Genomic DNA, 26,148 nt, shown 5'->3' on the forward strand with positions numbered 1-26,148 from the left:
TCTGACGGCGCCTGGTATCGCCGGGTTCCTCCCTCTCCCGTCAGCGGGAGAGGCGGAGCAAACCGGCGGCTATTCGGAAGGTATTCGCCACTGAGCACCCCAAATCGAGTCCCGAAACCCATTTACAATCCCACTAGCCCCCGCCAGAACGCGTCCACTCGTCTCATGTCCCACTTCCCCAAACTGCTCTCTTCGCAGATTGCCTTCGACGTGGCGCGGACCATGCTGGACGGGTTCGACAAGCATTACCGGCTATTCCGCGAGGTCAGCCGCCAGGCCAAGGTGAAATTCGAGGCCGGCGACTGGCATAGCCTGCAGCAGATGCAACGCGACCGCATCGCGTTCTACAACGAGCGCGTGCGCGAAACCAGCGTGATCCTCGAGGACGAGTACGACGCCGAGAATATCGAGGACGAGATCTGGCAGCAGATCAAGCTGCACTACATCGGCCTGTTGACCAATCACCACCAGCCGGAGCTGGCCGAGACGTTCTTCAATTCGGTCTGCACGCGCCTGCTGCACCGCTCTTACTTCAACAACGACTTCATCTTCGTGCGCCCGGCGATCTCGACCGAGTACATCGAGAACGAGGAGTCGCCGACCAGGCCCACGTTCCGCGCCTACTACCCCGGCAGCCGGCAGGGCATGGCCGAGTGCTTCGAGCGGATCGTGCACAACTTCCAGCTGGAAACGCCGTTCGAAGACCTGCGCCGCGACGTCGGCCATGTCGTGCGGGGCGTGGAGGAGCACTTCGGCGACTTCCGCATCGCGCCGAATTTCCAGATCCACGTGCTGTCGTCGCTGTTCTTCCGCAACAAGACGGCCTTCATCATCGGCCGCATCGTGAACGCCGATCGCACCTATCCGCTGGCGATTCCGATCGTGCACGGTCCGTCGGGCAAGCTGACACTGGATGCCGTGCTGCTCAAGAAGGTGCAGGTGCTGATCCTGTTCTCGTTCACGCACTCGTACTTCATGGTCGACATGGAAATTCCGTCGGCCTACGTGACCTTCCTGCGCGACATCATGCCGCGCAAGCCGCGCGCGGAGATCTACACCTCGCTCGGTTTGCAGAAGCAGGGCAAAAACCTGTTCTACCGCGATTTCCTCCATCACCTGCAGCATTCGTCGGACAAGTTCATCAGCGCGCCGGGCATCAAGGGGCTGGTGATGCTGGTGTTCACGCTGCCGTCGTATCCGTATGTGTTCAAGGTCATCAAGGATTTCTACCCGGCGCCGAAGGAGACCACGCGCGAGCTGATCAAGTCCAAGTACCAGCTCGTCAAGCAGCACGACCGTGTCGGCCGCATGGCCGACACGCTGGAATACTCCAACGTGGCCTTTCCGCTGTCGCGTTTCGACGAGGACCTCGTGCGCGAGCTGGAACACCACGCGCCGTCGATGATCGAATACCAGCGCGGCAAGGACGGCGGCGAGGAGATCGTGGTGCGCCACGTCTACATCGAGCGCCGCATGACGCCGCTGAACATCTGGCTGCAGGAAGGCACCGACGAGCAACTCGAGCACGGCATCATCGAATACGGCAATGCCATCAAGGAGCTGATCGCCGCTAACATCTTCCCGGGCGACATGCTGTACAAGAATTTCGGCGTAACGCGCCACGGCCGCGTGGTGTTCTACGACTACGACGAGATCGAGTACTTCACCGACTGCAATGTGCGCCGCGTGCCCCAGCCGCGCAACGAAGAGGAAGAAATGTCGGGCGATATCTGGTACACCGTGCGGCCGCACGACATCTTTCCGGAGACGTTCCGTACTTTCCTGCTCGGGAACCCGCGCGTGCGCGAGGCGTTCCTGCGCCATCACGAAGATTTATTCGACCCTGCCATGTGGCAGAGCCATAAAGACCGGCTGCTGGCCGGACATGTTCATGACTTCTTTGCCTATCCCATTTCTGAACGCTTCATCAACCGCTACGGCACGGCTGCGCACGGCACGCCCGTCGCCAGTTTCGCAAGGAGAGTCGCATGAGTGACGCTATCGCCCAGCTGTTCCGCAACAACCGCGAATGGGTCGACCGCGTCAACGCGGAAGATCCGACCTTCTTCATGCGCCTGGCCAACCAGCAGGCGCCGGAATACCTGTGGATCGGCTGCTCCGATTCGCGCGTGCCCGCCAACCAGATCCTTGGCCTGGCGCCGGGCGAGGTCTTCGTCCACCGCAATATCGCCAACGTGATCGCGCACAGCGACCTGAACGCGCTGTCGGTAATCCAGTTCGCCGTGGAAGTGCTCAAGGTGCGCCACATCACCGTGGTCGGCCACTATGGTTGCGGCGGCGTGAAGGTCGCGCTTAAGCGCGAGCGCATCGGCCTGGCTGACAACTGGCTGCGCCATGTGCGCGATGTGGCCGACAAGCACGAGGCCTATCTCGGCACCATCCTGCGCGAGGAAGATGCGCACACGCGGCTGTGCGAGCTCAATGTCATCGAGCAGGTCAGCAACATCTGCCAGACCACCGTGCTGCAGGACGCGTGGTCGCGCGGACAGGCTGTGACGGTGCACGGCTGGATCTATGGCGTCTCCGACGGCCTGCTGCGCGACCTCGGCATGGCTGCGAGCAACAACGACGAACTGCACGAGCAGCTCGCCGCGGCCTACCGACAGTTCGGCGATCCGCCGCAGGCCTCCATCCGCTGAACGTGCGCGGCATCATGTAGTCATCGAATCAAACACCGTCGTTTCCGTGCGCGTACCCTTACCCGCACGGAGCGACGGTGGTGAAGCATACCGATATCAGGAGAACAGACATGCAAGACCCGATCGTCATCGTTTCCGCCGCCCGCACCCCCATGGCGGCTTTCCAGGGCGAGTTCGCATCGCTGACGGCGCCGCAGCTCGGCGCGGTCGCCATCCGCGCCGCAGTGGAACGCGCAGGCATCAAGCCCGAACAGGTCGAGGAAGTGGTGTTCGGCTGCGTGTTGCCGGCCGGTCAGGGCCAGGCGCCCGCACGACAGGCGGCGCTCGGCGCGGGTCTGCCGCTCAGCGTTGGCTGCACCACCGTCAACAAGATGTGCGGCTCGGGCATGCGTGCGGCCATGAACGTCTATGACGGGCTGGTGGCGGGCTCGTTCGACATCGCCGTTGCCGGCGGCATGGAGAGCATGACCAACGCGCCGTACCTGATCCCGAAGGGGCGCGGCGGTTACCGCATCGGCCACGGCATGATCTATGACCACATGATGCTCGACGGCCTCGAAGACGCGTACGACAAGGGCCGCGCGATGGGTACCTTCGGCGAAGACTGCGCCGCCAAGTACGGCTTCACGCGCGAGCAGCAGGACACCTTCGCGATCGAAAGCGTGCGCCGCGCGCAGCAGGCCACCGAGGCTGGCGACTTCCGCTGGGAGATCGCGCCGGTCACCGTGTCGGGCAAGGGCGGCGACACCGTCATCGATACCGATGAAGGCCCGCGCCGCATCAAGACCGACAAGATCCCGTCGCTGAAGCCGGCGTTCGCCAAGGACGGCACCATCACCGCCGCATCGTCCTCGTCGATCAACGACGGCGCCTCGGCGCTCGTGATGATGCGCGAATCGACCGCCAAGAAACTGGGCCTGCAGCCCATCGCACGCATGCTTGGCCACACCACGCACGCGCAGGCGCCGGGCTGGTTCACCACCGCACCGGTCGAGGCCATGGCCAAGCTGTACCGCAAGCTGGACTGGACCACCGACAGCATCGACCTGTTCGAGATCAACGAGGCCTTCGCCGTGGTGCCGATGGCTGCGATGCACGACCTCAAGATTCCGCGCGAGAAGGTCAATATCCACGGCGGCGCGTGTGCGCTGGGCCATCCGATCGGCGCCTCGGGCGCACGCATCATGACCACGCTGATCGGCGCGCTGCGCAAGACGGGCGGCAAGCGTGGCGTGGCCAGCCTGTGCATTGGTGGCGGAGAGGCGACGGCGGTTGGTATCGAGATCGTCTGATTCAACCCAGCATGTTCCCCCCTCTCCCGCTTGCGAAAGAGGGGGGGCCAAACAACCCGATCATCTGAACCTCGCCTCAGGAGATAACCCTTGCCAACCGCACTCATCCTCGGTGCCTCGCGCGGCATCGGTCTTGAATTCGTACGCCAGTACCGAGCCGACGGCTGGCGCGTCATCGCGGCGGCGCGTACGCCCGAAGGCGTCGCGGCGCTGAAGGCGCTCGGCGCCGAAGCGCATCAGGCCGATCTGACCGATCCCGGTGCGGTGGCAGGGCTCGGCTGGAAGCTTGATGGCGAATCGCTCGACGTCGCCATTTACAACGCCGGCGTGCTCGGTCCGCGCACCGAAGGCGCGCAGCCGGTCACGCCCGAGGACTTCGACCGCGTGATGCACGTGAACGTGCTCGGCCCGATGATGGCGTTGCCGCTGGTGCTGCCCTACGTCGAAACCGGACAGGGCGGACACGGCGGTGTGCTCGCGGTACTGTCATCGCGCATGGGTAGCCTCGGCTCCATGGACAGCAACGGCAGCTGGCTGTATCGCGTGAGCAAGGCCGGCGTCAACGCGGCGCTGAAGTCCGTGTCACTCGACGCGCGCCATGCCACCTGCGTGGCGCTACATCCGGGCTGGGTGCAGACCGACATGGGTGGCAAGGGCGCCGACATCACGCCGCAGCAGAGCGTGAAGGGCTTGCGCCAGGTGCTGGCTGGCGCCAAGCGCCGTGACAACGGCAGCTTCTTCAATTACGACGGCACCCCAATCCCCTGGTAAGCGCGGGCCGGACTCATCGATCAAAGACACGACATGCTGCTGACATCCGAACAGGAAATGATTCGCGACGCCGTGCGCCAGTTTGCGCAAGAGGTGATCGCGCCGCAGGCCGCGCAGTGGGATCGCGACAAGACCTTCCCGAAAGACGTGCACCGCGAGCTGGCCGGGCTCGGCGCCTACGGGGTGGCCGTGCCGGAAGCCTACGGCGGCGCGGGGCTGGACTACCTGTCACTGGCGCTGATCCTCGAAGAGATCGCCGCGGGCGATGGCGGCACGTCGACCGTCATCAGCGTCAACAACTGCCCCGTGTGCAGCATGATGATGGCGTTCGCCAATGAAGCGCAGAAGCAGCAGTGGCTGGTGCCGCTGGCGCGCGGCGAGATGCTCGGCGCGTTCTGCCTGACCGAGCCGCACGTGGGGTCGGATGCTTCGGCATTGCGCACGACCGCCGTGCGCGATGGCGACCACTACGTGCTCAATGGCGTGAAGCAGTTCATCACCAGCGGACAGAATGCGGATGTGGCCATCGTCTTGGCCGTGACCGACAAGGCCGCCGGCAAGCGCGGTATCAGCGCGTTCCTGGTGCCGACGAACACGCCGGGCTACATCGTGGCGCGTCTGGAAGACAAGCTCGGCCAGCATTCGTCGGATACCGCGCAGATCGTGTTCGAGGACTGCCGCGTGCCAGCCGCCAATATGCTCGGCGATGAAGGCGCTGGCTACAAGATGGCGCTGTCGGGGCTCGAAGGCGGGCGCATCGGTATTGCCTCGCAAAGCATCGGCATGGCACGTGCGGCGTTCGACGCGGCGCTGGCGTATGCCAAGGAGCGCGAGAGCTTCGGCCAGCCGCTGTTCCAGCACCAGGCCGTGCAGTTCCGTCTGGCCGATATGGCCACGCGCATCGACGTGGCGCGCCAGATGGTCTGGCACGCCGCTTCGCTCAAGGATGCCGGCCGGCCCTGCCTGAAGGAAGCCGCCATGGCCAAGCTCTTTGCCAGCGAGATGGCCGAGAAGGTTTGCTCCGACGCCATCCAGGTGTTCGGCGGCTATGGCTATGTCAGCGACTTCCCGGTCGAGCGCATCTACCGCGACGTGCGCGTGTGCCAGATCTACGAAGGCACCAGCGATATCCAGAAGATCCTGATCGCCCGCGCACTGGCGTAGCCGCGACGCGCGGACACGCGTACCATGGGGCTTGGGAAGCACGGCCAGGCGTCCTGGAGGCTTCCCCAAGCCATCCAACTCACGACAGAGGCCCCGTTCATGACCGCTGCGATCGACTTCTACTTTGACTTCTCGTCGCCGTATGGCTACTTCGCCAGCACGCGCATCGACGAACTGGCGCAGAAGTACGGCCGCAATGTGGCCTGGCATCCGATCCTGCTTGGCGTGGTGTTCAAGACCACCGGCTCGTCACCGCTGCCGCAGATCCCGCTCAAGGGCGAGTACTGCTGGCGCGACTTCGAGCGCACCGCGCGCTTCCACGAGATCGAGTACAAGCGCCCGACGCACTTTCCGCTGCCGACCACGCATGCCGCACGCGCCATGCTGTGGCTGCAGAACCATCACGGCGCCGATGTCGCCACGGCGTTCGCGAAGTCGGTCTACCACGCGCTGTTCGTGGACGACATCAATATCGCCGAGCCGGCGGAAATCTCGAAGCTGGCCGAACCGCTTGGCGTGGACGTGCACGCCATGGATGCCGGCGCCACCAGCTACCAGATCAAGGACCAGCTCAAGGCGGAAATCGAAGTCGCCATGGCCAAGGGCGTGTTCGGCTCTCCGTTCGTAATCATCGACGGCGAACCGTTCTGGGGCTTCGACCGGTTCAACCAGATTGAAGACCACCTGAAACGCGGCCGCCAGACCGAACTGCGCGCCGTGGCCAGCGTGGACAGCAACAAGGAAAAGAAACCCGCATGACTGCAGCAAACCGGGCCGATTCCGGCCTGACCTCCGGCCCATCCTCGCGTTTCGACTGTGTGATTTTCGACTGCGACGGCGTGCTCGTCGACAGCGAACCCATCGTCAACCGCGTGCTCAACGAAATGCTCAACGAGCTGGGCATCGCCATCTCGCTCGAGGATTCGACCAAGATGTTCCTGGGGCGCGCGGTGCGCGAGGAACTCGGCAACATCGAACGCATGCGCGGCGCGCCGCTGCCGGAGAACTGGCTGTCGCACTGGCTCGTGCGGCGCAACCAGGTGCTCGAGGCCGAGGTGCAGAGCGTGCCCTTCGTACGTGAAGCGGTGTCTGCGATTGCCGCGACCGGCATGCCGGTGTGCGTGGCATCGGGCGCGGATCGTATCAAGGTCAAGCTGCAGCTCAAGCAAACAGGCCTGGTCGAACTGTTCCAGCAGGACGAGCGCGAGCATATCTTCTCGGCCACCGAGGTGGACCGTAGCAAGCCGGCGCCGGACGTGTACCTGCTCGCGGCGCGTACCATGGGCGTGGAGCCGTCGCGCTGCGCGGTGATCGAAGACAGCCCGGCCGGCATCACCGCCGGCGTGGCCGCGGGCATGACCGTGTTTGGCTACGCGGCGCGCAACGATGCCGCCATGCTGCGTGCTGCCGGCGCGCATCACCTGTTCACGGATATGCGCGAACTGGTGGAGCTGCTCGGATGAGTGCCAGGCGCCCGCCCCGCGCCACGCCCACGCCGTGCCCGTGCGGCCTGGGCGCGGAATATGACGCGTGCTGCGGCCGCTATCACCGCGGCGACGCCGTGCCACCAAATGCCGAGGCGCTGATGCGCTCGCGCTATACCGCGTACGTCATGGGCAATATGGACTGGGTCCGACAGACCTGGCACCCGTCCACGTGCCCGGCCGACCTGTTGCCGGACACGGCGACGCGCTGGCTGGGCCTGTCGGTCAAGGCCCATTCGCAGCAGGACGATACGCATGCCGAAGTGGAATTCGTGGCGCGCTACAAGGTAGGCGGGCGCGCCTGGCGGCTGCATGAGCGCAGCCGGTTCGTGCGCGAGCCGCGCGCGGCCGGCGAGCCGCCCGTGTGGCTCTATGTGGATGGCGACATGATCGGGGAGGCGTCATGAGCATCGAAGCGAAGGCATCCGGCGACGCGCCGGAATACCTGCTGTACTGCTTTGCCCAGTCGGGCAATGCCTACAAGGCGGCGCTGCTGATGGAAACCGTCGGCATACAGCGCGGCCGCAAGCTGTGGCAGCCGCGCTTCGTCGATTTCTTCAATGGCGAGACCCGTACGCCGGAGTATCGCGCCATCAACGTGATGGGCGAGGTGCCGGTGCTCGAGTTCGGCGGGCAGCGCCTGACGCAGTCCGGTGTGATCCTGGAAACGCTCGCGTCGCGCCTCGATGCCTACGGCGCCGCAAGCGATGCAGAGCGCGCCGAAGTCCTGCGCTGGCTGCTGTTCGACAACCACAAGTTCACGTCGTACACCGCGACCTACCGCTTCCTGCGCGCGTTTGCATCGTCGCCGGACCCGACGGTGGTGCAGTTCTTCCGCGCACGCTGCGAAGGCGCGTGGAGCGTGCTGAACGCGCAACTCGCCGGCCGCAGTTTCGTGGTGGGCGACCACGCCACCATCGCCGACTTCTCGCTGGCGGGCTATGTGTTCTTCGATGACGAGATCGGTGTGCACTGGCGCAAGGAGTACCCGCACATCCACGCCTGGACGGAACGCATGCGCGCGCTGCCGGGATGGAAACATCCGTATGACCTGATGCCCGGACATCCGCTTAACAAGCCCGTCGTTCCCGCGTAGGCGGGAACCCAGTGACTTCTTAGGACGCTGGATTCCCGCCCACGTGCCCTTTGGGTATGCGCGGGAATGACAGGGGTGACAAGCAGGAAGGGACAAACCATGCCCACGCTGGAAACCAAACTCAACGCGCGCTCCGAATCGTTCAAGTCGAATGCCGAAGCCATGCAGGCGCTCGTGGCCGACCTCAAGGCCAAGGTCGCCAAGCTCGCCGAAGGCGGCGGCGATGCCGCGCGTGACAAGCACCTGTCGCGCGGCAAGCTGCTGCCGCGCGATCGCGTGCAGCAACTGCTGGATCCGGGCACGCCGTTCCTGGAACTGTCGCAGCTCGCCGCGTACGACATGTACGACAACGCTGCGCCGGGCGCGGGCATCATCACCGGCATCGGGCGCGTGGCCGGGCAGGAATGCGTGATCGTCTGCAACGACGCGACCGTCAAGGGCGGCACGTATTACCCGATGACGGTCAAGAAGCACGTGCGTGCGCAGGAGATCGCCGAGCAGAACAACCTGCCGTGCATCTATCTGGTGGACTCGGGCGGTGCGAACCTGCCGAACCAAGACGATGTATTCCCCGACCGCGATCACTTCGGGCGCATCTTCTACAACCAGGCCAACCTGTCCAAGCAGGGCATCCCGCAGATCGCCGTGGTGATGGGCTCTTGCACGGCCGGCGGCGCCTATGTGCCGGCAATGAGCGATGAGTCGATCATCGTCAAGAACCAGGGCACGATTTTCCTCGGCGGTCCACCGCTGGTGAAGGCCGCTACGGGCGAAGAAGTCACAGCCGAAGACCTCGGCGGCGCCGATGTGCATACGCGCCTGTCAGGCGTGGCGGATTACTTCGCGCAGAACGATCATCACGCGCTGTCGCTGGCCCGGAACATCGTGCAGCACCTGAACCGGCGCAAGCCCGACCAGATCCGCCTGCATGCGCCGGCCGATCCGCTGTATCCGGTAGAAGAACTGTACGGCGTGATCCCGACCGATACGCGCAAGCCGTTCGATGTACGCGAGGTCATCGCGCGCATTGTCGATGGCTCCGAGTTCGACGAATTCAAGGCGCGCTACGGCACGACGCTCGTCTGCGGCTTCGCACGCATCTGGGGCTACCCGGTCGGCATCATCGCCAACAACGGTATCCTGTTTTCCGAATCGGCGCTCAAGGGCGCGCACTTCATCGAACTGTGCTGCCAGCGGAAGATTCCGCTGGTGTTCCTGCAGAACATCACGGGCTTCATGGTAGGCCGCAAGTACGAGAACGAAGGCATCGCACGCAATGGTGCCAAGATGGTCACGGCGGTCGCTACGGCACAGGTGCCGAAGTTCACGGTGATCATTGGCGGCTCGTTCGGTGCGGGCAACTACGGCATGTGCGGCCGCGCGTATTCGCCGCGCTTCCTGTGGATGTGGCCGAACGCGCGTATCTCCGTGATGGGCGGCGAGCAGGCCGCAAGCGTGCTGGCGACGGTGCGCCGCGACGGCATCGAGGCCAAGGGCGGTAATTGGAGCGCGGAGGAAGAAGAGGCATTCAAGCAGCCGATCCGCGACCAGTACGAGCATCAGGGTCATCCGTACTACGCGAGCGCGCGGCTGTGGGACGACGGGGTCATCGATCCCGCGCAGACGCGCACGGTGCTCGGGCTGGGCCTGTCGGCCAGCCTCAACGCGCCGATCGACGACATGAAGTTCGGCGTGTTCCGCATGTAAGGGCGTCAGAAAAACTCGCCTTGCGCGATTGTCATGGGTTGTCCTGCCTTGCTGTTTCGATGTCTTTCCCTACTGCCGGTGATCGGCCTGCTGGTGTATGCGCAGACCGTGGCGCAGGCGCAGCCTCCGGGCACGGCACCGGCGCCGGCAACCGCGCGCGTGCGTTTTTCGGAGCAGGTGGTACTGGTGCCCAAGGCCGCTTCGCCGTTCAGCATCGACCTGGAAGCCACGGTATTCCGCCCGAACGGCGAGGGTCCGTTTCCGCTCGTGGTCATCAATCATGGCAAGGCCCCCGGCAAGCCGGCGTTCCAGGGCCGGGCGCGCTTCCCGGCGCAGACAGTCGAGTTCCTGCGCCGCGGGTACGTCGTGGTGCTGCCGATGCGCCAGGGCTTCGCGCGCTCGGGTGGGCCATATATCGGGGGCAGTTGCAACATCGAGGTCAACGGCCAGCAGCAGGCCGAGGATGTGGTGGCCGCGCTGGACTACATGGTCAACCAGCCCTATGTCGACAAGGACCGCATCGTCGTGATCGGCCAGTCGCACGGCGGCCTGACCACCATGGCCTTCAGCACGATTTCCTATCCCGGCGTGCTTGGCGTGGTCAACTTCGCCGGCGGCTTGCGCAACCTCAGTTGCGCGGACTGGGAAGACAGGCTGATCGAGACCTTCGGCGACTATGGCAAGGACGCGCGCTATCCTTCGCTGTGGATTTACGGGGACAACGACAGCTATTGGCCAGCGCCGCTGCCCGACCGCATGTTCAATGCGTACAAGGCCAACGCGAAAGGACCGGCCGCAAAGGCGCGCATGGTCGATGTCGGCGAATTCGGCGGCGATTCGCATCGGCTGTTCAGCGCGCGCGAAGGCATTCCCATCTGGCTGCCGGAAGTCGGCGCTTTTTTTCGGTCGCTGGGTTTGCCGTTTGATAACGGGTCCTGATTGGTCGTCGATGCAGACGCATGCCAGGCAATGCACCTCAAGCCCAACCGCCCCCCGCCTTTTTGCGCGGCAATTCGAAGAAAATTTTGCGTGAAGATAGCGACACGCTGGCACCAAGAGTCGGCCTTCGTCGCGGTAAGTTCGGTCAAATCACGATAACTCTACCCTAAAACCAGAAATTCATCGCCATTGCCAACCCCAAGGAGACATTCCTAACATGATCCTCCCGAACCATTCCGCAGCGCAGCGAGTACGCACCGCGAAATGGTCAACAAAGGAGGACTCCCTTGGAACAACAGTCCCTGCATGCCCCACTGCCCGGCGCCAGCGATTCGCTAGCGCTGCGCAGCAAGCACGCCGTCTGGCACCCCTGCACGCGCCTGCGTCCAGACGACACCGCCACGCCGCTCGCCATCGTCCGTGGCGAGGGCCCCTGGCTCCATGACGCTGACGGCCACCGCTATTTCGACGCTACCAGTTCCTGGTGGGTCAACCTGTTCGGCCACGCCAATCCGAAGATCAACGCCGCGCTGGCAGACCAGCTCCAGACGCTTGAGCACGTCATGCTCGCCGGCTGTACGCACGCGCCTGCCGTCGAACTTGCCGAGCGCCTGTCCGCACTGACCGGCGGCGCACTCGGCCACGCGTTCTACGCGTCGGACGGCGCGTCCGCCGTGGAGATCGCGCTCAAGATGAGCTTCCACTACTGGCGCAACACCGGCCTGCCGGCCAAGCGCGAGTTCGTCTGCCTGGCCAATGGCTACCACGGCGAAACCGTGGGCGCGCTGGGCGTGACTGATCTCGATGTCTTCCGCGATGCCTATGACCCGCTGATCCGTCGCGCGCATGTGGTGATGTCGCCCGACGCGCGTCAGGCCGCAGATGACGAGACCGCCGCCGATGTCGCCGTGCGCGCGTTGGCCGCACTCGAGACACTGCTGCGCGATCGCGCAGGCCAGATTGCCGCGCTGATCGTCGAGCCGCTCGTGCAATGCGCGGCGGGCATGGCCATGTACGACCCGTCGTATCTGGAGGGCGCGCGCGCGCTGTGCGATCGCTACCGTGTGCACCTGATCGCCGACGAGATCGCGGTTGGCTGCGGGCGCACCGGCACGTTCTTCGCGTGGGAGCAATGCCGCGATGCGGACCAGCCGCTGCCCGCGCATGCATGGCCCGATTTCCTGTGCCTGTCCAAGGGCATCAGCGGTGGCTATCTGCCGCTGTCGCTCGTGCTGTCGCGCCCGGAAATCCAGCGCGCCTTCATTGCCGATGAGCTCGCGCGCAGCTTCCTGCATTCGCATTCCTACACCGGCAACCCGCTCGCCTGCCGCGCCGCCGTGGCAACGCTCGACCTGTTCGCGCAGGACGACGTCATCGCGCAGAACCGCGCCCGGTCGCAGTGGCTGGCCGACGCGATGGCGCCGTTCGCCCGCGATGCGCGCCTGCACCGCATGCGCCAGCGCGGGCTGATCTGGGCCGTCGATGTCCGCGAGGAACGGGCTGGCGAAGGCTTCGCCGGGCGCTTCCATCAGGCCGCGCGTGCGCGCGAACTGCTGGTGCGGCCGATCGGCAACACGCTGTACGTGATGCCGCCCTACGTATTCGATGCCGAGCAGGCGCGCTGGCTCGCCACGCAACTGCAGGCCACGCTGGACGATGTGCTCGGCAACGCCGAGGCTGACAAGGAGGTACGCCATGCTGCTTGAACAATTGCGCCGCGCCGCGGACGAACGCCAGGCCCGCGCGCTCACGCGCCGGCGCCGCATTGCGCATACCGCATGCGCGCCGCACCAGGCCGTGGGCCCGGTGGATGCACCGGCGCCGCAGCCGTTGCTGACGTTCTGCAGCAACGACTACATGGGACTCGCAAGCCATCCCGATGTCGTTGCCGCGCTAGCCGACGGAGCACGTCTCTACGGCGCCGGCAGCGGCGCTTCGCATCTTGTCAGCGGGCATTCGCTTGCGCATGCGCGGCTCGAAGAGGAACTCGCGCGCTGGTTCGCGCCGCACATCCCGCAAGCGCGCACGCTGTACTTCTGCACCGGCTACATGGCCAACATGGCCGTGCTGACGGCGCTGGGCACCGCGGGCGCGACGCTGTTCTGCGAAACGCTGAACCATGCCTCGCTGATCGACGGCGCACGCCTTGCGCGCGCCGATGTGCAGCGCTACCCGCACTGCGACGCCGCCGCACTGGACGCGCTGCTCGCGGCCAGCACCAGCCCGCTCAAGCTGATCGTCACCGACAGCGTGTTCAGCATGGACGGCGACGTGGCGCCGCTGGCGGAATTGCTTGCGCTGGCCGAACGCCATGACGCGTGGATCATCGTCGACGATGCGCATGGCTTCGGCGTGCTCGGCGACGATGGCCATGGCGTACTGCAGGCATTGGGGCTGAACTCGGAGCGCTTCATCTACATCGGCACGCTCGGCAAGGCCGCCGGCGTGGCGGGCGCGTTCGTCGCCGCGCACGAGACCATCATCGAACATCTGGTCAACACCGCGCGGCCCTACATCTACACCACGGCTGCCCCGCCGGCGGTTGCGCATGCGCTGATGGCAAGCCTTGCCATCATTGAGGGCGAGGAGGGCCGGCAGCGCCGCGCCAACCTGAACCAGCTGATCGCCGACCTCCGCGCAGGCCTCGCGCCGCTGGCCGCCGCAGCCGGCTGGGAACTCGGCGACAGTGCCACCGCTGTGCAGCCTCTGATTGTCGGGGACAACGCTGTCTCGCTGGCATTGTCCGCGCGCCTCGAAGCAGAAGGCATCCGCGTCGGCGCGATCCGGCCGCCAACCGTGCCCGAGGGAACCGCGCGGCTGCGCATCACGTTGTCGGCCACGCATACGGCGGCGGACGTGCAGCGCCTCGTTAGCGTGCTGGCCGACGCGGTGCCCCCCGAAGCGAAGCGGGAGGCCGCATGAACCGCATAAACCAGCCCGCCAGGTTCCAGTGCTTCGTCACCGGCACCGACACCGGCGTCGGCAAGACCCACGCGAGCGCCACGCTGCTGCATGCGCTGCACGCGGCCGGCTATGCCGCCGTCGGCATGAAGCCCGTGGCCAGCGGCAGCGAATGGCGCGTCGATCACTGGCACAACGATGACGTGGCCGCGCTGCGTGCCGCCAGCTCCGTCGCGGTGCCGCTGGGACAGACCTGCCCGTTCTTGCTGCGCACGCCATGCTCGCCGCATCTGGCTGCGGCGCAGGAAGGCGTGCGCATCACGCGTGCGCCGATCCGCCATGCGTTCGACGCGCTGCGCGAGCAGGCCGATGCCGTCGTCGTTGAAGGCGTCGGCGGCTTCCATGTGCCGCTCGATACCGGCGCGGTGCGCTGGAGCACGGCGGACCTTGCCGAGATGCTGGCGCTGCCAGTCGTCATGGTGGTGGGCATCCGCCTCGGTTGCCTGAATCACGCCGTGCTGACCGCCGAAGCCATCCGCGCACGCGACCTGACACTGGCTGGCTGGATCGCCAACCGTGTCGACCCGGACATGTTGCTGGCTGACGAGAACATCGCCACGCTGCATGACGCGCTCGACGCACCTTGCCTGGGCGAGCTGCCGTGGCAACTGGCGCCGGCCGATGCCGCTGCCCGTCTCGACCTCGCGCCGCTGTTTGCCCATTCCCTCCAATACCGAGCCGAGGCCACAAGCCTCGCCGCATAAAACCAGAACCTCACCATGAACCAAGCCGCTCAAACCGTCGCCACCATCTCCGCCGAAGCGCTGCGCCAGACCGCGCGCAACACCCATGCATTGCCGGAAGACGCCCGCTGGCGCGTCGACGACGTGGCCGCGCTGTTCGCGCTGCCGTTCAACGACCTGCTGTTCCGCGCGCAGCAGGTGCATCGCGAGAACTTCGACGCCAACACCGTGCAGCTTTCCACGCTGCTGTCGATCAAGACCGGCGGCTGCGAAGAGGATTGCGGCTACTGCCCGCAAAGCGCGCACCACGACGCCGGCGTCAAGGCCGAAAAGCTGATGGAACTCGATGAAGTGCTCGAAGCCGCCCGCGCTGCCAAGGCCAACGGCGCTACGCGCTTTTGCATGGGAGCCGCCTGGCGCAGCCCGAAGGACCGCCACCTGGAGCCGGTCATGGACATGGTGCGCGAGGTCAAGGCCATGGGCCTGGAAACCTGCGTGACGCTCGGCATGCTGAAGGCCGAGCAGGCGCAGCAGCTCAAGGACGCGGGCCTGGATTATTACAACCACAATCTCGATACCTCGCCCGAGTTCTACGGCAAGATCATCACCACGCGCACGTACCAGGATCGTCTCGATACGATCGGCCATGTGCGCGACGCCGGCATCAAGGTGTGCTGCGGCGGCATCGTCGGCATGGGGGAATCACGCGAGGCGCGTGCCGGGCTGATCGCGCAGCTCGCCAATATGGATCCGTATCCGGAATCGGTGCCCATCAACAACCTGGTGCAGGTCGAAGGCACGCCGCTGGCCGGCACCGAGGCGCTGGACCCGTTCGAGTTTGTCCGTACGATCGCCGTGGCCCGCATCACCATGCCGGGCGCGATGGTGCGCCTCTCCGCCGGCCGCGAGGCGATGGACGAGGCGCTGCAGGCGTTGTGCTTCATGGCGGGCGCCAACTCCATCTTCTACGGCGAAAAGCTGCTGACCACGGGCAATCCGCAGGCTGACCGCGACCGCGCGCTGCTGGCGCGACTCGACATCCGTGCGGAAGGCTACGCAGGCTAATAGTTAAGAAATCTTCACGTGAAGGGCTCCCCCGCCGTAAGATCGCCATAACGGGGTTAAAAGGAGGGAGCTCATGTTCAGCAAGATCCTGATCGCCAACCGCGGCGAGATCGCCTGCCGCGTTGCCGCCACCTGCCGCCGGCTGGGCATCCGCACCGTCGCGGTGTACTCGGACGCCGATGCCGATGCGCGCCACGTCGCCTTCTGCGACGAGGCCGTGCATATCGGCGGCGCTGCGGCGCGCGACAGCTACCTGCGTTCCGACCATATCATCGAGATGGCGAAGGAGACCGGGGCGCAGGCGATCCACCCCGGTTACGGCTTTCTCTCCGAGAATGAGGCGTTTGCAGAAGCCTGCGCCGCCGCGGGCCTCGTCTTCATTGGGCCGCCGGCTTCAGCCATCCACGCGATGGGCAGCAAGAGCGCGGCCAAGCAACTGATGGAAAAGGCCTCGGTGCCGCTGGTGCCGGGCTATCACGGTGAAGATCAGGACCCGGCGCTGCTGCGCCGCGAGTCCGACCGCATCGGCTACCCGGTGCTGCTCAAGGCCAGCGCCGGTGGCGGCGGCAAGGGTATGCGCGTGGTCGAATCGGGCGATGCGTTTGAAGCCGCGCTCGCCTCGGTCAAGCGCGAAGCGTCGGCGAGCTTCGGCGACGACAAGGTGCTCGTCGAGAAGTACCTGACCCGTCCGCGCCACATTGAAATCCAGGTGTTCGCCGACACGCACGGCAACTGCGTCTACCTGTTCGAGCGTGATTGCTCCGTGCAGCGCCGTCACCAGAAGGTGCTCGAAGAAGCGCCCGCGCCGGGCATGACGGAGGAACGTCGCCGCGCGATGGGCGAAGCGGCCGTCGCCGCCGCGAAAGCAGTCGGCTATGTCGGCGCCGGCACGGTCGAGTTCATTGCCAACCAGGACGGTTCGTTCTACTTCATGGAGATGAACACGCGCCTGCAGGTCGAGCATCCGGTTACCGAAATGATCACCGGACAGGACCTGGTCGAATGGCAACTGCGCGTGGCGGCTGGTGAACCGCTGCCGCTGAAGCAGGAACAACTCCACATCCACGGCCACGCGCTCGAAGCGCGCATCTACGCCGAAAACCCTGACAAGCAGTTCCTGCCATCGACGGGCACGCTGCGCTTCCTGCGCACGCCGCCTGCCGTGCAGTTCATGCGTGGTGGCGATGCGCATGGCCCGGCCGGTGTCCGCATCGACGCAGGCGTGCGAGAGGGCGACACCATCAGCCCCTACTACGACCCGATGATTGCCAAGCTGATCGTCTGGGGCAAAGACCGAGACGAGGCCCTGGCGCGGATACGCCAGGCACTGGCCGCGTACCACGTGGTGGGGCTGTCGACCAACGTGGCATTCCTGCAGCGGCTGGTGAAATCCGAAGCGTTCCGCACGGCGGACCTCGACACGGGCCTCATCGAGCGTAACGAAGCGACGCTGTTCCCCCCACCCGCGCCGGTCGGCATGGAGATCATCGCGCTGGCCGTCGCCGCGCTGCTCGATCGTGAAACGCGCGAGCGACATATCGACACCGCCGACCAGTATTCCCCGTGGACCCACGCCGGCGCATGGCGGCTTAACGGCGGCGCCACGCGTACGCTGCGCTTTGCCTATGGCAGCCACACGCTGGACGTCACGCTGACCGCTAACGCGCGGGGCAGCACGCTGATCTACGCGGATCAGGCTGCGCCGTTCAAGGCTGCGTGCCAGGCCGACGACATCCGCGTCGATCTTGGCACGCGCCGCGCGCATGGCCAGGTCCATGTGGAGGGCGATGATTTCCACGTCTTCAACGCGGGCCGCCATGCGGTGCTGGGCTGGCTCGATCCGCTTGCGCATGCAGGGGAGACCGAGGGCGAGGGCGGCAAGCTGACTGCGCCGATGCCGGGCAAGGTCATCGCTGTCATGGTGGAGCCCGGCAGCACGGTCACGCGCGGCACGCCCCTGCTGGTGATGGAAGCGATGAAGATGGAACACACCATCAGCGCGCCGGCGGACGGCGTGGTCAGCGAAGTCCTGTTCGGCGTAGGCGAACAGGTGACGGAAGGGGCGCAGTTGCTGGCGTTTGCGACTGGCGAAAGCTGAGCCGCCGGAGGGAGCGGGGCGATTGCCGGCCACCGGCCGGCACCGTCGCGCGACCTCTGCGAAAATGCAGGCATCCCGCCACAGAAGACCCGGAGTCCCCATGAAGTTGCAGTTGTACGTGCCCGATGGCCGCTATGAACCCTGGATCGAAGGCTTCGCGCAGGCGCTGCCCGAAGCGCAGTGCGTCACCTGGGAAGATAGCCGCGGCGAACCGGCCGACTACGCCGTGGTCTGGCGTCCTCCCGTGGAAATGCTGCGCGGCCGTACCGACCTGAAGGCGGTGTTCAACCTCGGCGCCGGCGTGGACGGCATCTTGCGCCTGCGCGACCAGGATCCGGATGCGCTGCCCGCCGGCGTGCCGATCGTGCGCCTGGACGACGCCGGCATGGCCGCCCAGATGGTCGAATACGTCACCCATGCGGTGCTGCGCTATTTCCGCCGGTTGGACGACTATGCGGCGCAGCAGCAGGCCGGCAACTGGAAGTTCCTGAAGCCGCACCGCCGTGCGGACTTCACCATCGGCGTGATGGGCGTTGGCGCGCTCGGCACGCATATCGCGCGCACGCTGGCCGGGTTCGGGTTTCCGGTGCGCGGCTGGAGCCGCACCGCGCGCGCGATCGAGGGCGTGGTGGGCTTCCATGGCGATGCCGGCCGCGTGCCGTTCCTCGACGGCTTGCGCGTGCTGGTCAATGTGCTGCCGCTGACGCCTGAGACCGAAAGCATCCTGAACGGCGAACTGTTCGGCAAGCTGGCGAAGGGCGCCTACGTGATCAATGTCGCGCGTGGCCAGCATCTCGCGGAGGACGATCTGCTCGCCGCTGTGCAGGCAGGACAGATCGCCGGCGCGACACTCGACGTATTCCGCACCGAGCCGCTGGCGGCGGACCACCCGTTCTGGCAGGAACCGCGCATCACCATCACGCCGCATATCTCGGCGCTGACGCTGCGCGAGGACAGCATCGCGCAGATTGCCGGCAAGATCCGCGCGCTGCGTGCGGGCCAGCCGATCGCCGGCGTCGTCGACCTGCAGCGCGGCTACTGAGCCGCAAGCCATCCGGTACACGAACAGACATTGGAGACAGCGATGAACGTGCCCAACTACGTGAAGATCGTCGAAGTCGGCCCGCGCGACGGCTTGCAGAACGAGAAGGCGATGGTGCCGACCGACGTCAAGGTCGCGCTGATCAACCAGCTGACCGATGCCGGCTTCGTCAATATCGAGGCCGCTTCTTTCGTCTCGCCGAAGTGGGTGCCGCAAATGGCCGACGGCGCCGACGTGATGGCACGTATCCAGCGCCGTCCCGGCACGCTGTATTCGGTGCTCACGCCGAATATGAAGGGCTTCGAGGGCGCGGTGGCAGCCGGTGCCGATGAGGTTGTGATTTTCGGCGCCGCGAGCGAGGCGTTCTCGCAACGGAACATCAACTGCTCGATCGCCGAATCGATCGCACGGTTCGAGCCGGTCGCAGCGGCCGCGAAGGAAAAAAATATCCGCCTGCGCGGCAGCATCTCGTGCGCGCTGGGTTGCCCGTATCAGGGCGAGGTGCCGGTGAGCGCCGTGGTGGATGTCGTGCGCCGCATGCGCGAACTGGGCTGCGACGAGATCGATATCGCCGACACCATCGGCGTGGGCACGCCCGGCAAGGTGCAGGACGTGATGCGCGCGGTGGCGGCCGAGTTCGCGATGGACCGCCTGTCGGGGCATTTCCATGACACGTATGGCCAGGCGCTGTCGAACATCCTCGCCAGCCTGGAAGTCGGTATCTCGATCTTCCATGCATCGGTGGCGGGCCTCGGCGGCTGCCCGTACGCCAAGGGCGCGACCGGGAACGTGGCGACCGAAGACGTGCTGTACATGCTGCACGGGCTCGGCATCCATACCGGCATCGATCTCGAAGCCGTGGTGCGTGCGGGGGACTATATCTCGCAGGCCATCGGCCGCGCCAACAGCTCACGCGTAGGCCGCGCACTGCTGACCAAATGGGCGGCGACAAGCGAAGCCGCGCCGGCGTGCGCATGAATCCACGACACCAAAGAATTCAGGAGCAAGCATGAGCCAGTCCGCTGACCAGGGCAGCGCCAACCAGACCGAAGGATTGCCGGAATCCGCGCACCGCGTTGCCAGCCTGCTGGCCGGGATCGGGCATGACCGTCCCGTGGTGATGCTGCCGGCCACCGGCAAGACGTCGGCCGAGGCTGCAGCGGGCCTCGGCTGCAGCGTGGCGGAGATCGCCAAGTCGATCATCTTCCGCCGCCTCGAAGACGATGCGCCGGTGCTCGTGATCGCCAGTGGCAGCAACCGTGTCGATGAAGCCAAGGTCGCAGCGCGCGTGGGCGCGCTCGGCAAGGCCGACGCGAAGTTCGTGCGCGAGAAGACCGGCTATGCGATTGGCGGCGTCTGCCCGATCGGCCATGCGGTGGCCCCGGTGATGCTGCTCGACCAGGACCTCTTCCGCTATGAAAGTCTGTGGGCTGCCGCTGGGCATCCGCATGCGGTGTTCAATCTGACGCCGCAGCAGCTGCAGCAGATGACCGGCGCCGAAGTGGCCGACGTGGCGCAGGGGACGGCGGCATGAGTCCCGAGCTGCGCCCGGGCCTTACGTTCACGTGGGAGTACCCCGTACCGCCCAAGGCCACTGTGCCGCGCCTGTATGACGACATCGCGATGTGCACGGAGATGCCGGACGTGCTGGCTACTGGCTACATGGTCGGCATCATGGAGTGCGCGTGCCTGCAGGCGCTGCGCGACTACCTGGACTGGCCGCGCGAGCAGACACTCGGCACGCTTGTCAGCTTCTCGCACCTGGCCGCCACGCCGCCCGGCATGACGATCACGGTCAAGGGCCAGCTGGTCGAGGTGGACGGGCGCCGGCTGCGCTTTGAAGTGAGCGCATGGGATGGCGAAGACAAGATCACGGAAGGCGTGCACGAACGTCACGTGATCGATGCCGCTCGCTTTAATGAGAAGGTCGCCGCCAAGGCCGCCCGGGCTGCTGGATGAGCATGGTGCTGGCAGCTTCCCTCATCAAGGACATCACGCGCCGCGCACGCTCGGCCGAGACAGCGCAACCGGTTCCCTCGCCATGCCGCAACGTGTGCCGCATGGACGCGGCCAGCGGCTATTGCGAAGGGTGTTTGCGCACCATCGAAGAAATCGCCGGCTGGTCTGGCATGGCGGACGAAGACAAGCGCCGCGTCTGGGCGCAACTGCCGCAGCGCGCCGACTGGCTTGCCGAATAGGAGACCATCGACTTGAGCGACACCAAGCCCCCGCAGTTGCCGTCCACGATGCGCGTCTTCGAACGCGGCTGGCTCTCGGCTAACAACATTCTGTTCATTGACGGCGACGACACGGCGCTCGTGGACAGCGGCTATGTCACACACGCGCCGCAGACGGTGGCGCTGGTGGAATCGGCGCTGCAAGGGCGTCCGCTCAAGCGGCTCATCAACACCCACCTGCATTCCGACCATTGCGGCGGCAACGGTGCGCTGCAGGTGCGTTGGCAGCCAAAGACATGGATTCCCGGCGCCGAAGCGGCCGCCGTTGCTGCGTGGGATGTCGATGCGCTGACCTACAAGGCCACCGGCCAGGAATGCGCCCGCTTCACCTTCGATGCACTGCTCCATGACGGTGACACGCTGAGTCTCGGCGGCATCGACTGGCAGGTCGTGGCCGCGCCTGGGCATGATCCGCACGCGGTGATGCTGTTTGCGCCGCAGTCGCGCATCCTGATTGCAGGCGATGCGTTATGGGAGAACGGGTTTGGCGTGATCTTTCCCGAGTTGGAGGGGGAGAGCGGGTTTATCGAACAGGCGGCGGTGCTGGAACGGATTGCTGAGCTGGATGCGCACCTGGTGATTCCCGGCCACGGCCGACCGTTCACGGATGTCGCTGCGGCGGTCGAGCGTGCTCGCGGTCGGCTCGCCTACCTCGGCAAGGACCCGCAACGCAATGCGAGTCATGCGGTCAAGGTGCTGGTCAAATTCAAGCTGCTTGAGGCGCAGCGGATGCGGCGTGATGCGCTGCTCGCCTGGATGGAAGCTGCGCCGCTGATGCGGGCCATTCACCAGCGCTTTATGGCTGAGCAATCGATGGACGAAATTCTGTCGCAGACGCTGAGGTCACTCGCCGGCGTAAAGGCGTTAGTGGTCGAAGGCGAAGTGGTTACCAATACCGACTAGGAAGAAGTAAGTCGCCGGCTACGCCGGCGAAACAGCGGCGCCGGTCAAAAACGACACCGGCCCCAATAACAGCCGCCCCCAACTCTCAGAACGTCGTCCTGAACCCCACCTTCACACTCCTCCCCGGCAACGGCGCAATATCCCGCAGAATCGACGACGCATTCCGCGCCTCCTGATTCGTCAGGTTATCGCCGCGCAGGTAGATCAGCGTCTGTGTCCCGGAAGTCTTGAACTTGTACGTCAGCGCAAGGCTGAGAAGCGTGTACGCATCGGTCGGCGTATCGTTGACCGGCACGCGCGTCTGCTTGGCCGCATAGGTAACATCCACACGCGCCCCCCAAGGCCCCGCACCATAGACCAGCGCGCCGCCCAGACGCAAAGGCGCCAGCCTCGGCAGCGGCTCCCCGGTATCCCGGTTCTCTCCGCGCACATAATCCGCCCGTGCCTCGAAGTCCAGCGTATCGCTCGACGTCAGCATCTTCTGGAACAGCCGCGCCTTGCCTTCGGCTTCGAAACCATACAGCGTGGCCGGTACGCCGAGGTACTCGAACTCGGGCAGCGCGCCGGGACTGCCGGACGCGACCACGTCGCCAGCCTCGTCGCGCGAGCGGCCCGTCGACGTCAGTGCGAGGTAGTTGGCGAAGCGGCTGTAGTAGCCCGACACGCCGGCACTGTGCGGGCCGTACTTGTAGCGCAGGCCGAGATCCACCGAGGTGGCGCGTTCCTTGTTGGCGTTGGGATCGCCGAGCTCCCAGGCGCCGGTGGCGACGTGCGGGCCGTTGGCGTACAGCTCGTAGAAGGTCGGTGCGCGCTCGGTGTACGACACATTGCTGGTCAGCGACCACAGCGAATTCAGCTTGTAGAGCAGGCCCGCCGATGCACTGGTGGCGTTGAAGCTGCGGTCGGCATCGCTGAAGCGGTCGTTGCCGTTCGCACTGGCCTTGATATTGCTGTGATCCAGCCGGCCGCCGAAGTTGAGCTTGAAGTCGCCGGCGCTATCGAGCGGCAGTTCTTCGAAGACGAACAGCGCGGCGTTGTCGGTATTGGTGCTCGGCACGAAGGCTTCTTCGCCGAGCGCGGAGAACTGCGTGTGGCCGAACTGCGTGCCGACGACCCCGCTCATGTTGCCGATCTTCGCGTGCTTGGCCTCGAAGCGTGCGTCCCAGCCCTGGTTCTTGAAGATGGTGCCGACCTGGCCGTCTTCGATTTCCTTGTGCTCATAGTCGGTGTAGCTGAACTTGCCCTTGACCGATTCGATGATGCCGGACGTGTTGGCCTGCAGGTTGCGCGCTTCGCCTTCGAGCGCGAAGCGGTCCTGGCGCATTTTCAGGCGGACGTCGTCTTCGGCAGGCGTGCCGTATTCGTTGCGGTAGGCGCTGTAGTTCGCGCCGATGAAGCCGTCGGCCCACGTGTACGAGCCGCCCAGCGCGCCGCCGTCCTGCTGCGCGCTGGTGTTGGGCAGGCGGCCGCTGGCCTCGGTTTCGCCCTCGGGCAGCGGCTGGCTTGCGCGCAGGCGGTCGCTGCGCGCGAATCCGGGAATATGCAGGTCGCTGGTCTTGCGCGCGAAGGCGTCGGCGTGGATCGCGAACTGGCCGTTGCCGGCCTCGACCAGCGCGCTGGCGTTGCGCGCCACGTCGCCGCCGGCCGTGGCGCTGGCATCGACAGCGCCGCCGATGCCTTCAATGGGCTCCTTCGGGATGCGGTTATCGATCACGTTGACGACGCCGCCGATGGCGTTGCCGCCGTACATCAGCGCGGCGGGGCCGCGCACGACTTCAATGCGCTCGGCCACGAGCGGATCGATCGGTACGGCGTGGTCGTAGGACAGCGTCGAGGCATCGACCGACGAGCCGCCGTTCTGCAGCACCTTGATGCGGTCGGCATCGAGTCCGCGGATCACGGGCCGGCTGGCGTTGGGGCCGAAGTAGCTCGACGACACGCCCGGCAACTTGTCCAGCGTTTCGCCGAGCGTGCTGTTCTGGCGCAGCGACAGCGCGTCGCCGCTCAGTGAGGAGACCGGCGCGACCATGTCGTTGAGGTCGCTGCCCAGCGGGTTCGCGGTGACCACCACTTCCTTGAGGGTGGCAGCGGCGGGCGCAGGGGCCGCCGCAGGTTCGCTGGCGGACTGGGCGAATGCGCCGTTCGAGACGATCAGGGCAGCAAAGGCTGCCAGCGGCGTGCGCCGCAGCATGAGGTGTTGCAGGGTAGAAGACATGGCTCGCGATTCGATGCGATGGCAATCGGGCGAACGGCCGCGCGGTGCCGGCATGGTACGGAGCCCGCACGGGAAGGTGCGAGGTCGTGGGCAGAGCCGGCAGGCGTGGACGCGCGCTTCGTACTGCGGGCCTGCGGCTTGGCCGCGGCCCGGGATCAGGCGAAGGCGGGCGTGTGCGCCGGCGGCGCGCGCGAGCGGAAGGGGTGCGCGGAGGGAAGATCGGGCCAGCGCCAGGCCAGGTTGGCCGGCTTGACCGGTTTGCCGAAGGCCAGCGCGAGCGCTGGCATCTGGATGCAATGGCTGTCGGCGACCGTGGCACCATCGAACAGCACGCACGAATGGCCGGCCAGCTTCTTCGCGAATGGGCCGGCATCGCCATGGTCGGTGCCCGTTTCGGCAATCAGGACCGATACCGGCGAGCCCATCAGGCCGCCGTGCACGACACGGTGCGTCAGGCCCGCATGCTGTGCGAGCAGCAGGCTCAGCGCCAGCCACAGGGCCATCCACAGCCCTGGACCACGTGTGCGCAGGCGGGCGAAGTGCCCGGCGATCTCAGTGATCATGCGGATGGCCACAGTCGCAGTCGCCGCCGTGGTGGTGGTCATGGCCATGGTGATGACCATGATCGTGATCGTGATCTTCGTCGTCGAAGGCGTCTTCCCATGCCGGGAACGGATCGGCATACGCGGCCCAGGCTTCGGGCCCGGCCGCCATCTCGGCATCGGTCAGCAGGCAGGCATCGAGACAAGCCTCCAGTGCGGAGCGATCGAGGTCTGCGCCGATCAGCGCGATTTCCTGGCGGCGGTCGCCGTAGGCGGCAGGCTGTCCTTCGTCCAGCATGTCGGCTTCAAGCGCTGCGAGGTCTGCTGCATCAGTCGGCCATTCGGAAGCATCGAGAGCTGCCCACCACGCACCAGCCGCAGCGGGACGGCATACGCCTCCGGCCTGTGCCCAGTCGCCTGCGATGCCCATGCGGCTCGCCAGCCAGAACAGGCCCTTGGAACGCAGCACGCTGCCATGCTCGCGCATCCACTCGGTGTGGATCAGCTCGGCAAAGCGTGCGGGATGGAAGGGGCGGCGACGGCGGTAGAGGAAGCCGCTGATGCCGTGTGCTTCGGGCAGCGTCTCGCCACGCTGCAGGGCCAGCCAGCCCGGGGCGCTTGCGGTGTCTTCGAAGTCGAACCGGCCGGTGCCGAGCACGCGTTCGGCAGCAATCTTGCCGAAGCTCGCCGCGACAATGTCCGCACGCGGGTTGAGCGCGCGAAGGATCGCCTCCAGCTGCGCCAGCGCGCTCGCGTCGACGAGATCCGACTTGTTAAGCACGATCACGTCGGCGAACTCGACTTGGGCGATCAGCACGTCGACCACGGTGCGGTCGTCTTCCTCGATCCCGTTGTCGTGCACATCGTCGCTGCCGTGCAGGAACTCGGCATCGTTGACGTCGCGCAGGAACGTCGATGCATCGACAACCGTCACCAGCGTGTCGAGACTCAGCGTGGCCCTGCCACCATGTTCATCCTCGAACAGCACGGCCTCGGCGATTGCCATCGGGTCGTCCGTGCCTGCGGGCTCGAGCAGCAGATGGTCGAAGCCGCCACGGACGGCGAGCTCGCCGGCCTGCTGGAGGCTGCCAGCCACGCCCACGCGCTTGCCGACTGTCGCAGCAAGGACGTGCTGCAGCAAGGTGGTCTTGCCGGCACCGGTATATCCGGACAGCACGGTGATGGGCAGGCGATCGGCCATGGCGATGTGAACGCGAAAGAGGGCGCCCGGTGAGATGCGCCTGTTATTGCAACAAAGTTGCGACTGTACCAGAAAGGCCCTTCGCCCG

25 protein-coding genes are annotated in these 26,148 nt (G+C 65.9%); 22 read left to right on the plus strand and 3 right to left on the minus strand.

Annotated features, from left to right (window positions below; genetic code table 11):
- Positions 1–165 precede the first annotated feature (165 nt).
- The 22 genes from aceK (at position 166) to ACIGJG_RS00805 (ending at position 22,102) form a co-directional block, all read left to right on the plus strand.
- Positions 166–1,992, plus strand: coding sequence for a bifunctional isocitrate dehydrogenase kinase/phosphatase (aceK, locus tag ACIGJG_RS00700; protein WP_011296326.1), 1,827 nt, complete (start codon positions 166–168; stop codon positions 1,990–1,992).
- Positions 1,989–2,660 carry a carbonate dehydratase gene (can, locus tag ACIGJG_RS00705; protein WP_011296327.1) on the plus strand — a complete coding sequence of 224 codons (672 nt, stop codon included), beginning with the start codon at positions 1,989–1,991 and terminating at the stop codon, positions 2,658–2,660. The genes aceK and can overlap by 4 nt, the downstream gene beginning before the upstream one ends.
- Positions 2,661–2,770: 110 nt before the next feature.
- Positions 2,771–3,952, plus strand: coding sequence for an acetyl-CoA C-acetyltransferase (locus tag ACIGJG_RS00710; RefSeq protein ID WP_140953219.1), 1,182 nt, complete (start codon positions 2,771–2,773; stop codon positions 3,950–3,952).
- 90 nt (positions 3,953–4,042) lie between these two features.
- Positions 4,043–4,723: an SDR family oxidoreductase gene (locus tag ACIGJG_RS00715; RefSeq protein WP_483672650.1), complete on the plus strand. Its 681-nt coding sequence runs from the start codon at positions 4,043–4,045 to the stop codon at positions 4,721–4,723.
- A gap of 33 nt (positions 4,724–4,756) precedes the next feature.
- On the plus strand, positions 4,757–5,887 hold the full coding sequence (locus ACIGJG_RS00720) for an acyl-CoA dehydrogenase family protein (RefSeq protein ID WP_483672651.1): 1,131 nt from the start codon (positions 4,757–4,759) through the stop codon (positions 5,885–5,887).
- A 99-nt stretch (positions 5,888–5,986) separates the two neighbouring features.
- Positions 5,987–6,646, plus strand: a complete 660-nt coding sequence (locus tag ACIGJG_RS00725) for a 2-hydroxychromene-2-carboxylate isomerase (RefSeq protein WP_011296331.1) — start codon at positions 5,987–5,989, stop codon at positions 6,644–6,646.
- Complete coding sequence (locus tag ACIGJG_RS00730; RefSeq protein WP_483672652.1) at positions 6,643–7,350, plus strand: HAD family hydrolase; 708 nt, start codon at positions 6,643–6,645, stop codon at positions 7,348–7,350. The genes ACIGJG_RS00725 and ACIGJG_RS00730 overlap by 4 nt, the downstream gene beginning before the upstream one ends.
- Complete coding sequence (locus ACIGJG_RS00735) at positions 7,347–7,778, plus strand: YchJ family protein (RefSeq protein WP_011296333.1); 432 nt, start codon at positions 7,347–7,349, stop codon at positions 7,776–7,778. The genes ACIGJG_RS00730 and ACIGJG_RS00735 overlap by 4 nt, the downstream gene beginning before the upstream one ends.
- The gene (locus tag ACIGJG_RS00740) at positions 7,775–8,467 is read left to right on the plus strand and encodes a glutathione S-transferase family protein (RefSeq protein WP_140953216.1); all 693 of its coding nucleotides are present in this window, start codon (positions 7,775–7,777) and stop codon (positions 8,465–8,467) included. The genes ACIGJG_RS00735 and ACIGJG_RS00740 overlap by 4 nt, the downstream gene beginning before the upstream one ends.
- 99 nt (positions 8,468–8,566) lie before the next feature.
- Positions 8,567–10,174, plus strand: a complete 1,608-nt coding sequence (locus tag ACIGJG_RS00745; protein ID WP_483672653.1) for a carboxyl transferase domain-containing protein — start codon at positions 8,567–8,569, stop codon at positions 10,172–10,174.
- A 33-nt stretch (positions 10,175–10,207) separates the two neighbouring features.
- Positions 10,208–11,113: a dienelactone hydrolase family protein gene (locus tag ACIGJG_RS00750; RefSeq protein ID WP_140953522.1), complete on the plus strand. Its 906-nt coding sequence runs from the start codon at positions 10,208–10,210 to the stop codon at positions 11,111–11,113.
- A gap of 287 nt (positions 11,114–11,400) precedes the next feature.
- Entirely contained in the window at positions 11,401–12,819 is a 1,419-nt protein-coding gene (gene bioA / locus ACIGJG_RS00755; RefSeq protein WP_220631210.1) for an adenosylmethionine--8-amino-7-oxononanoate transaminase, read from the plus strand.
- Positions 12,809–14,035: an 8-amino-7-oxononanoate synthase gene (gene bioF / locus ACIGJG_RS00760; protein WP_140953520.1), complete on the plus strand. Its 1,227-nt coding sequence runs from the start codon at positions 12,809–12,811 to the stop codon at positions 14,033–14,035. The genes bioA and bioF overlap by 11 nt, the downstream gene beginning before the upstream one ends.
- Positions 14,032–14,778, plus strand: coding sequence for a dethiobiotin synthase (gene bioD / locus ACIGJG_RS00765; protein ID WP_483672654.1), 747 nt, complete (start codon positions 14,032–14,034; stop codon positions 14,776–14,778). Before bioF ends, bioD begins: the two co-directional genes overlap by 4 nt.
- A gap of 15 nt (positions 14,779–14,793) precedes the next feature.
- Positions 14,794–15,822 (plus strand): biotin synthase BioB, encoded by a 1,029-nt coding sequence (gene bioB / locus ACIGJG_RS00770; RefSeq protein ID WP_140953519.1) that lies wholly within the window; start codon positions 14,794–14,796, stop codon positions 15,820–15,822.
- 73 nt (positions 15,823–15,895) lie between these two features.
- A complete protein-coding gene (locus ACIGJG_RS00775) occupies positions 15,896–17,920 on the plus strand; it encodes an acetyl/propionyl/methylcrotonyl-CoA carboxylase subunit alpha (RefSeq protein WP_483672655.1) in 2,025 nt (674 codons plus the stop codon).
- A gap of 100 nt (positions 17,921–18,020) precedes the next feature.
- Positions 18,021–18,962: a 2-hydroxyacid dehydrogenase gene (locus ACIGJG_RS00780; RefSeq protein WP_140953479.1), complete on the plus strand. Its 942-nt coding sequence runs from the start codon at positions 18,021–18,023 to the stop codon at positions 18,960–18,962.
- A 42-nt stretch (positions 18,963–19,004) separates the two neighbouring features.
- Positions 19,005–19,940, plus strand: coding sequence for a hydroxymethylglutaryl-CoA lyase (locus tag ACIGJG_RS00785; protein WP_140953480.1), 936 nt, complete (start codon positions 19,005–19,007; stop codon positions 19,938–19,940).
- A 31-nt stretch (positions 19,941–19,971) separates the two neighbouring features.
- On the plus strand, positions 19,972–20,496 hold the full coding sequence (locus ACIGJG_RS00790) for a YbaK/EbsC family protein (protein WP_011296344.1): 525 nt from the start codon (positions 19,972–19,974) through the stop codon (positions 20,494–20,496).
- Positions 20,493–20,921 carry a thioesterase family protein gene (locus tag ACIGJG_RS00795; RefSeq protein WP_140953481.1) on the plus strand — a complete coding sequence of 143 codons (429 nt, stop codon included), beginning with the start codon at positions 20,493–20,495 and terminating at the stop codon, positions 20,919–20,921. The genes ACIGJG_RS00790 and ACIGJG_RS00795 overlap by 4 nt, the downstream gene beginning before the upstream one ends.
- A gap of 2 nt (positions 20,922–20,923) precedes the next feature.
- Positions 20,924–21,160, plus strand: coding sequence for a DUF1289 domain-containing protein (locus tag ACIGJG_RS00800; RefSeq protein ID WP_140953484.1), 237 nt, complete (start codon positions 20,924–20,926; stop codon positions 21,158–21,160).
- 48 nt (positions 21,161–21,208) lie between these two features.
- Positions 21,209–22,102 carry an MBL fold metallo-hydrolase gene (locus ACIGJG_RS00805; RefSeq protein WP_140953483.1) on the plus strand — a complete coding sequence of 298 codons (894 nt, stop codon included), beginning with the start codon at positions 21,209–21,211 and terminating at the stop codon, positions 22,100–22,102.
- Positions 22,103–22,187: 85 nt separating this feature from the next.
- Here the strand turns inward: ACIGJG_RS00805 and ACIGJG_RS00810 are convergent, their stop codons facing one another.
- From ACIGJG_RS00810 to ACIGJG_RS00820, 3 genes are all read right to left on the minus strand, one after another.
- Positions 22,188–24,317 carry a TonB-dependent receptor gene (locus tag ACIGJG_RS00810; protein ID WP_041679786.1) on the minus strand — a complete coding sequence of 710 codons (2,130 nt, stop codon included), beginning with the start codon at positions 24,315–24,317 and terminating at the stop codon, positions 22,188–22,190.
- Positions 24,318–24,472: 155 nt separating this feature from the next.
- Positions 24,473–24,880 (minus strand): hypothetical protein, encoded by a 408-nt coding sequence (locus ACIGJG_RS00815; RefSeq protein ID WP_011296350.1) that lies wholly within the window; start codon positions 24,878–24,880, stop codon positions 24,473–24,475.
- Positions 24,870–26,060, minus strand: coding sequence for a GTP-binding protein (locus ACIGJG_RS00820; protein WP_483672656.1), 1,191 nt, complete (start codon positions 26,058–26,060; stop codon positions 24,870–24,872). The genes ACIGJG_RS00815 and ACIGJG_RS00820 overlap by 11 nt, the downstream gene beginning before the upstream one ends.
- Positions 26,061–26,148: the final 88 nt, after the last annotated feature.

It is taken from the genome of Cupriavidus sp. C1SS-2L, from assembly GCF_057073735.1.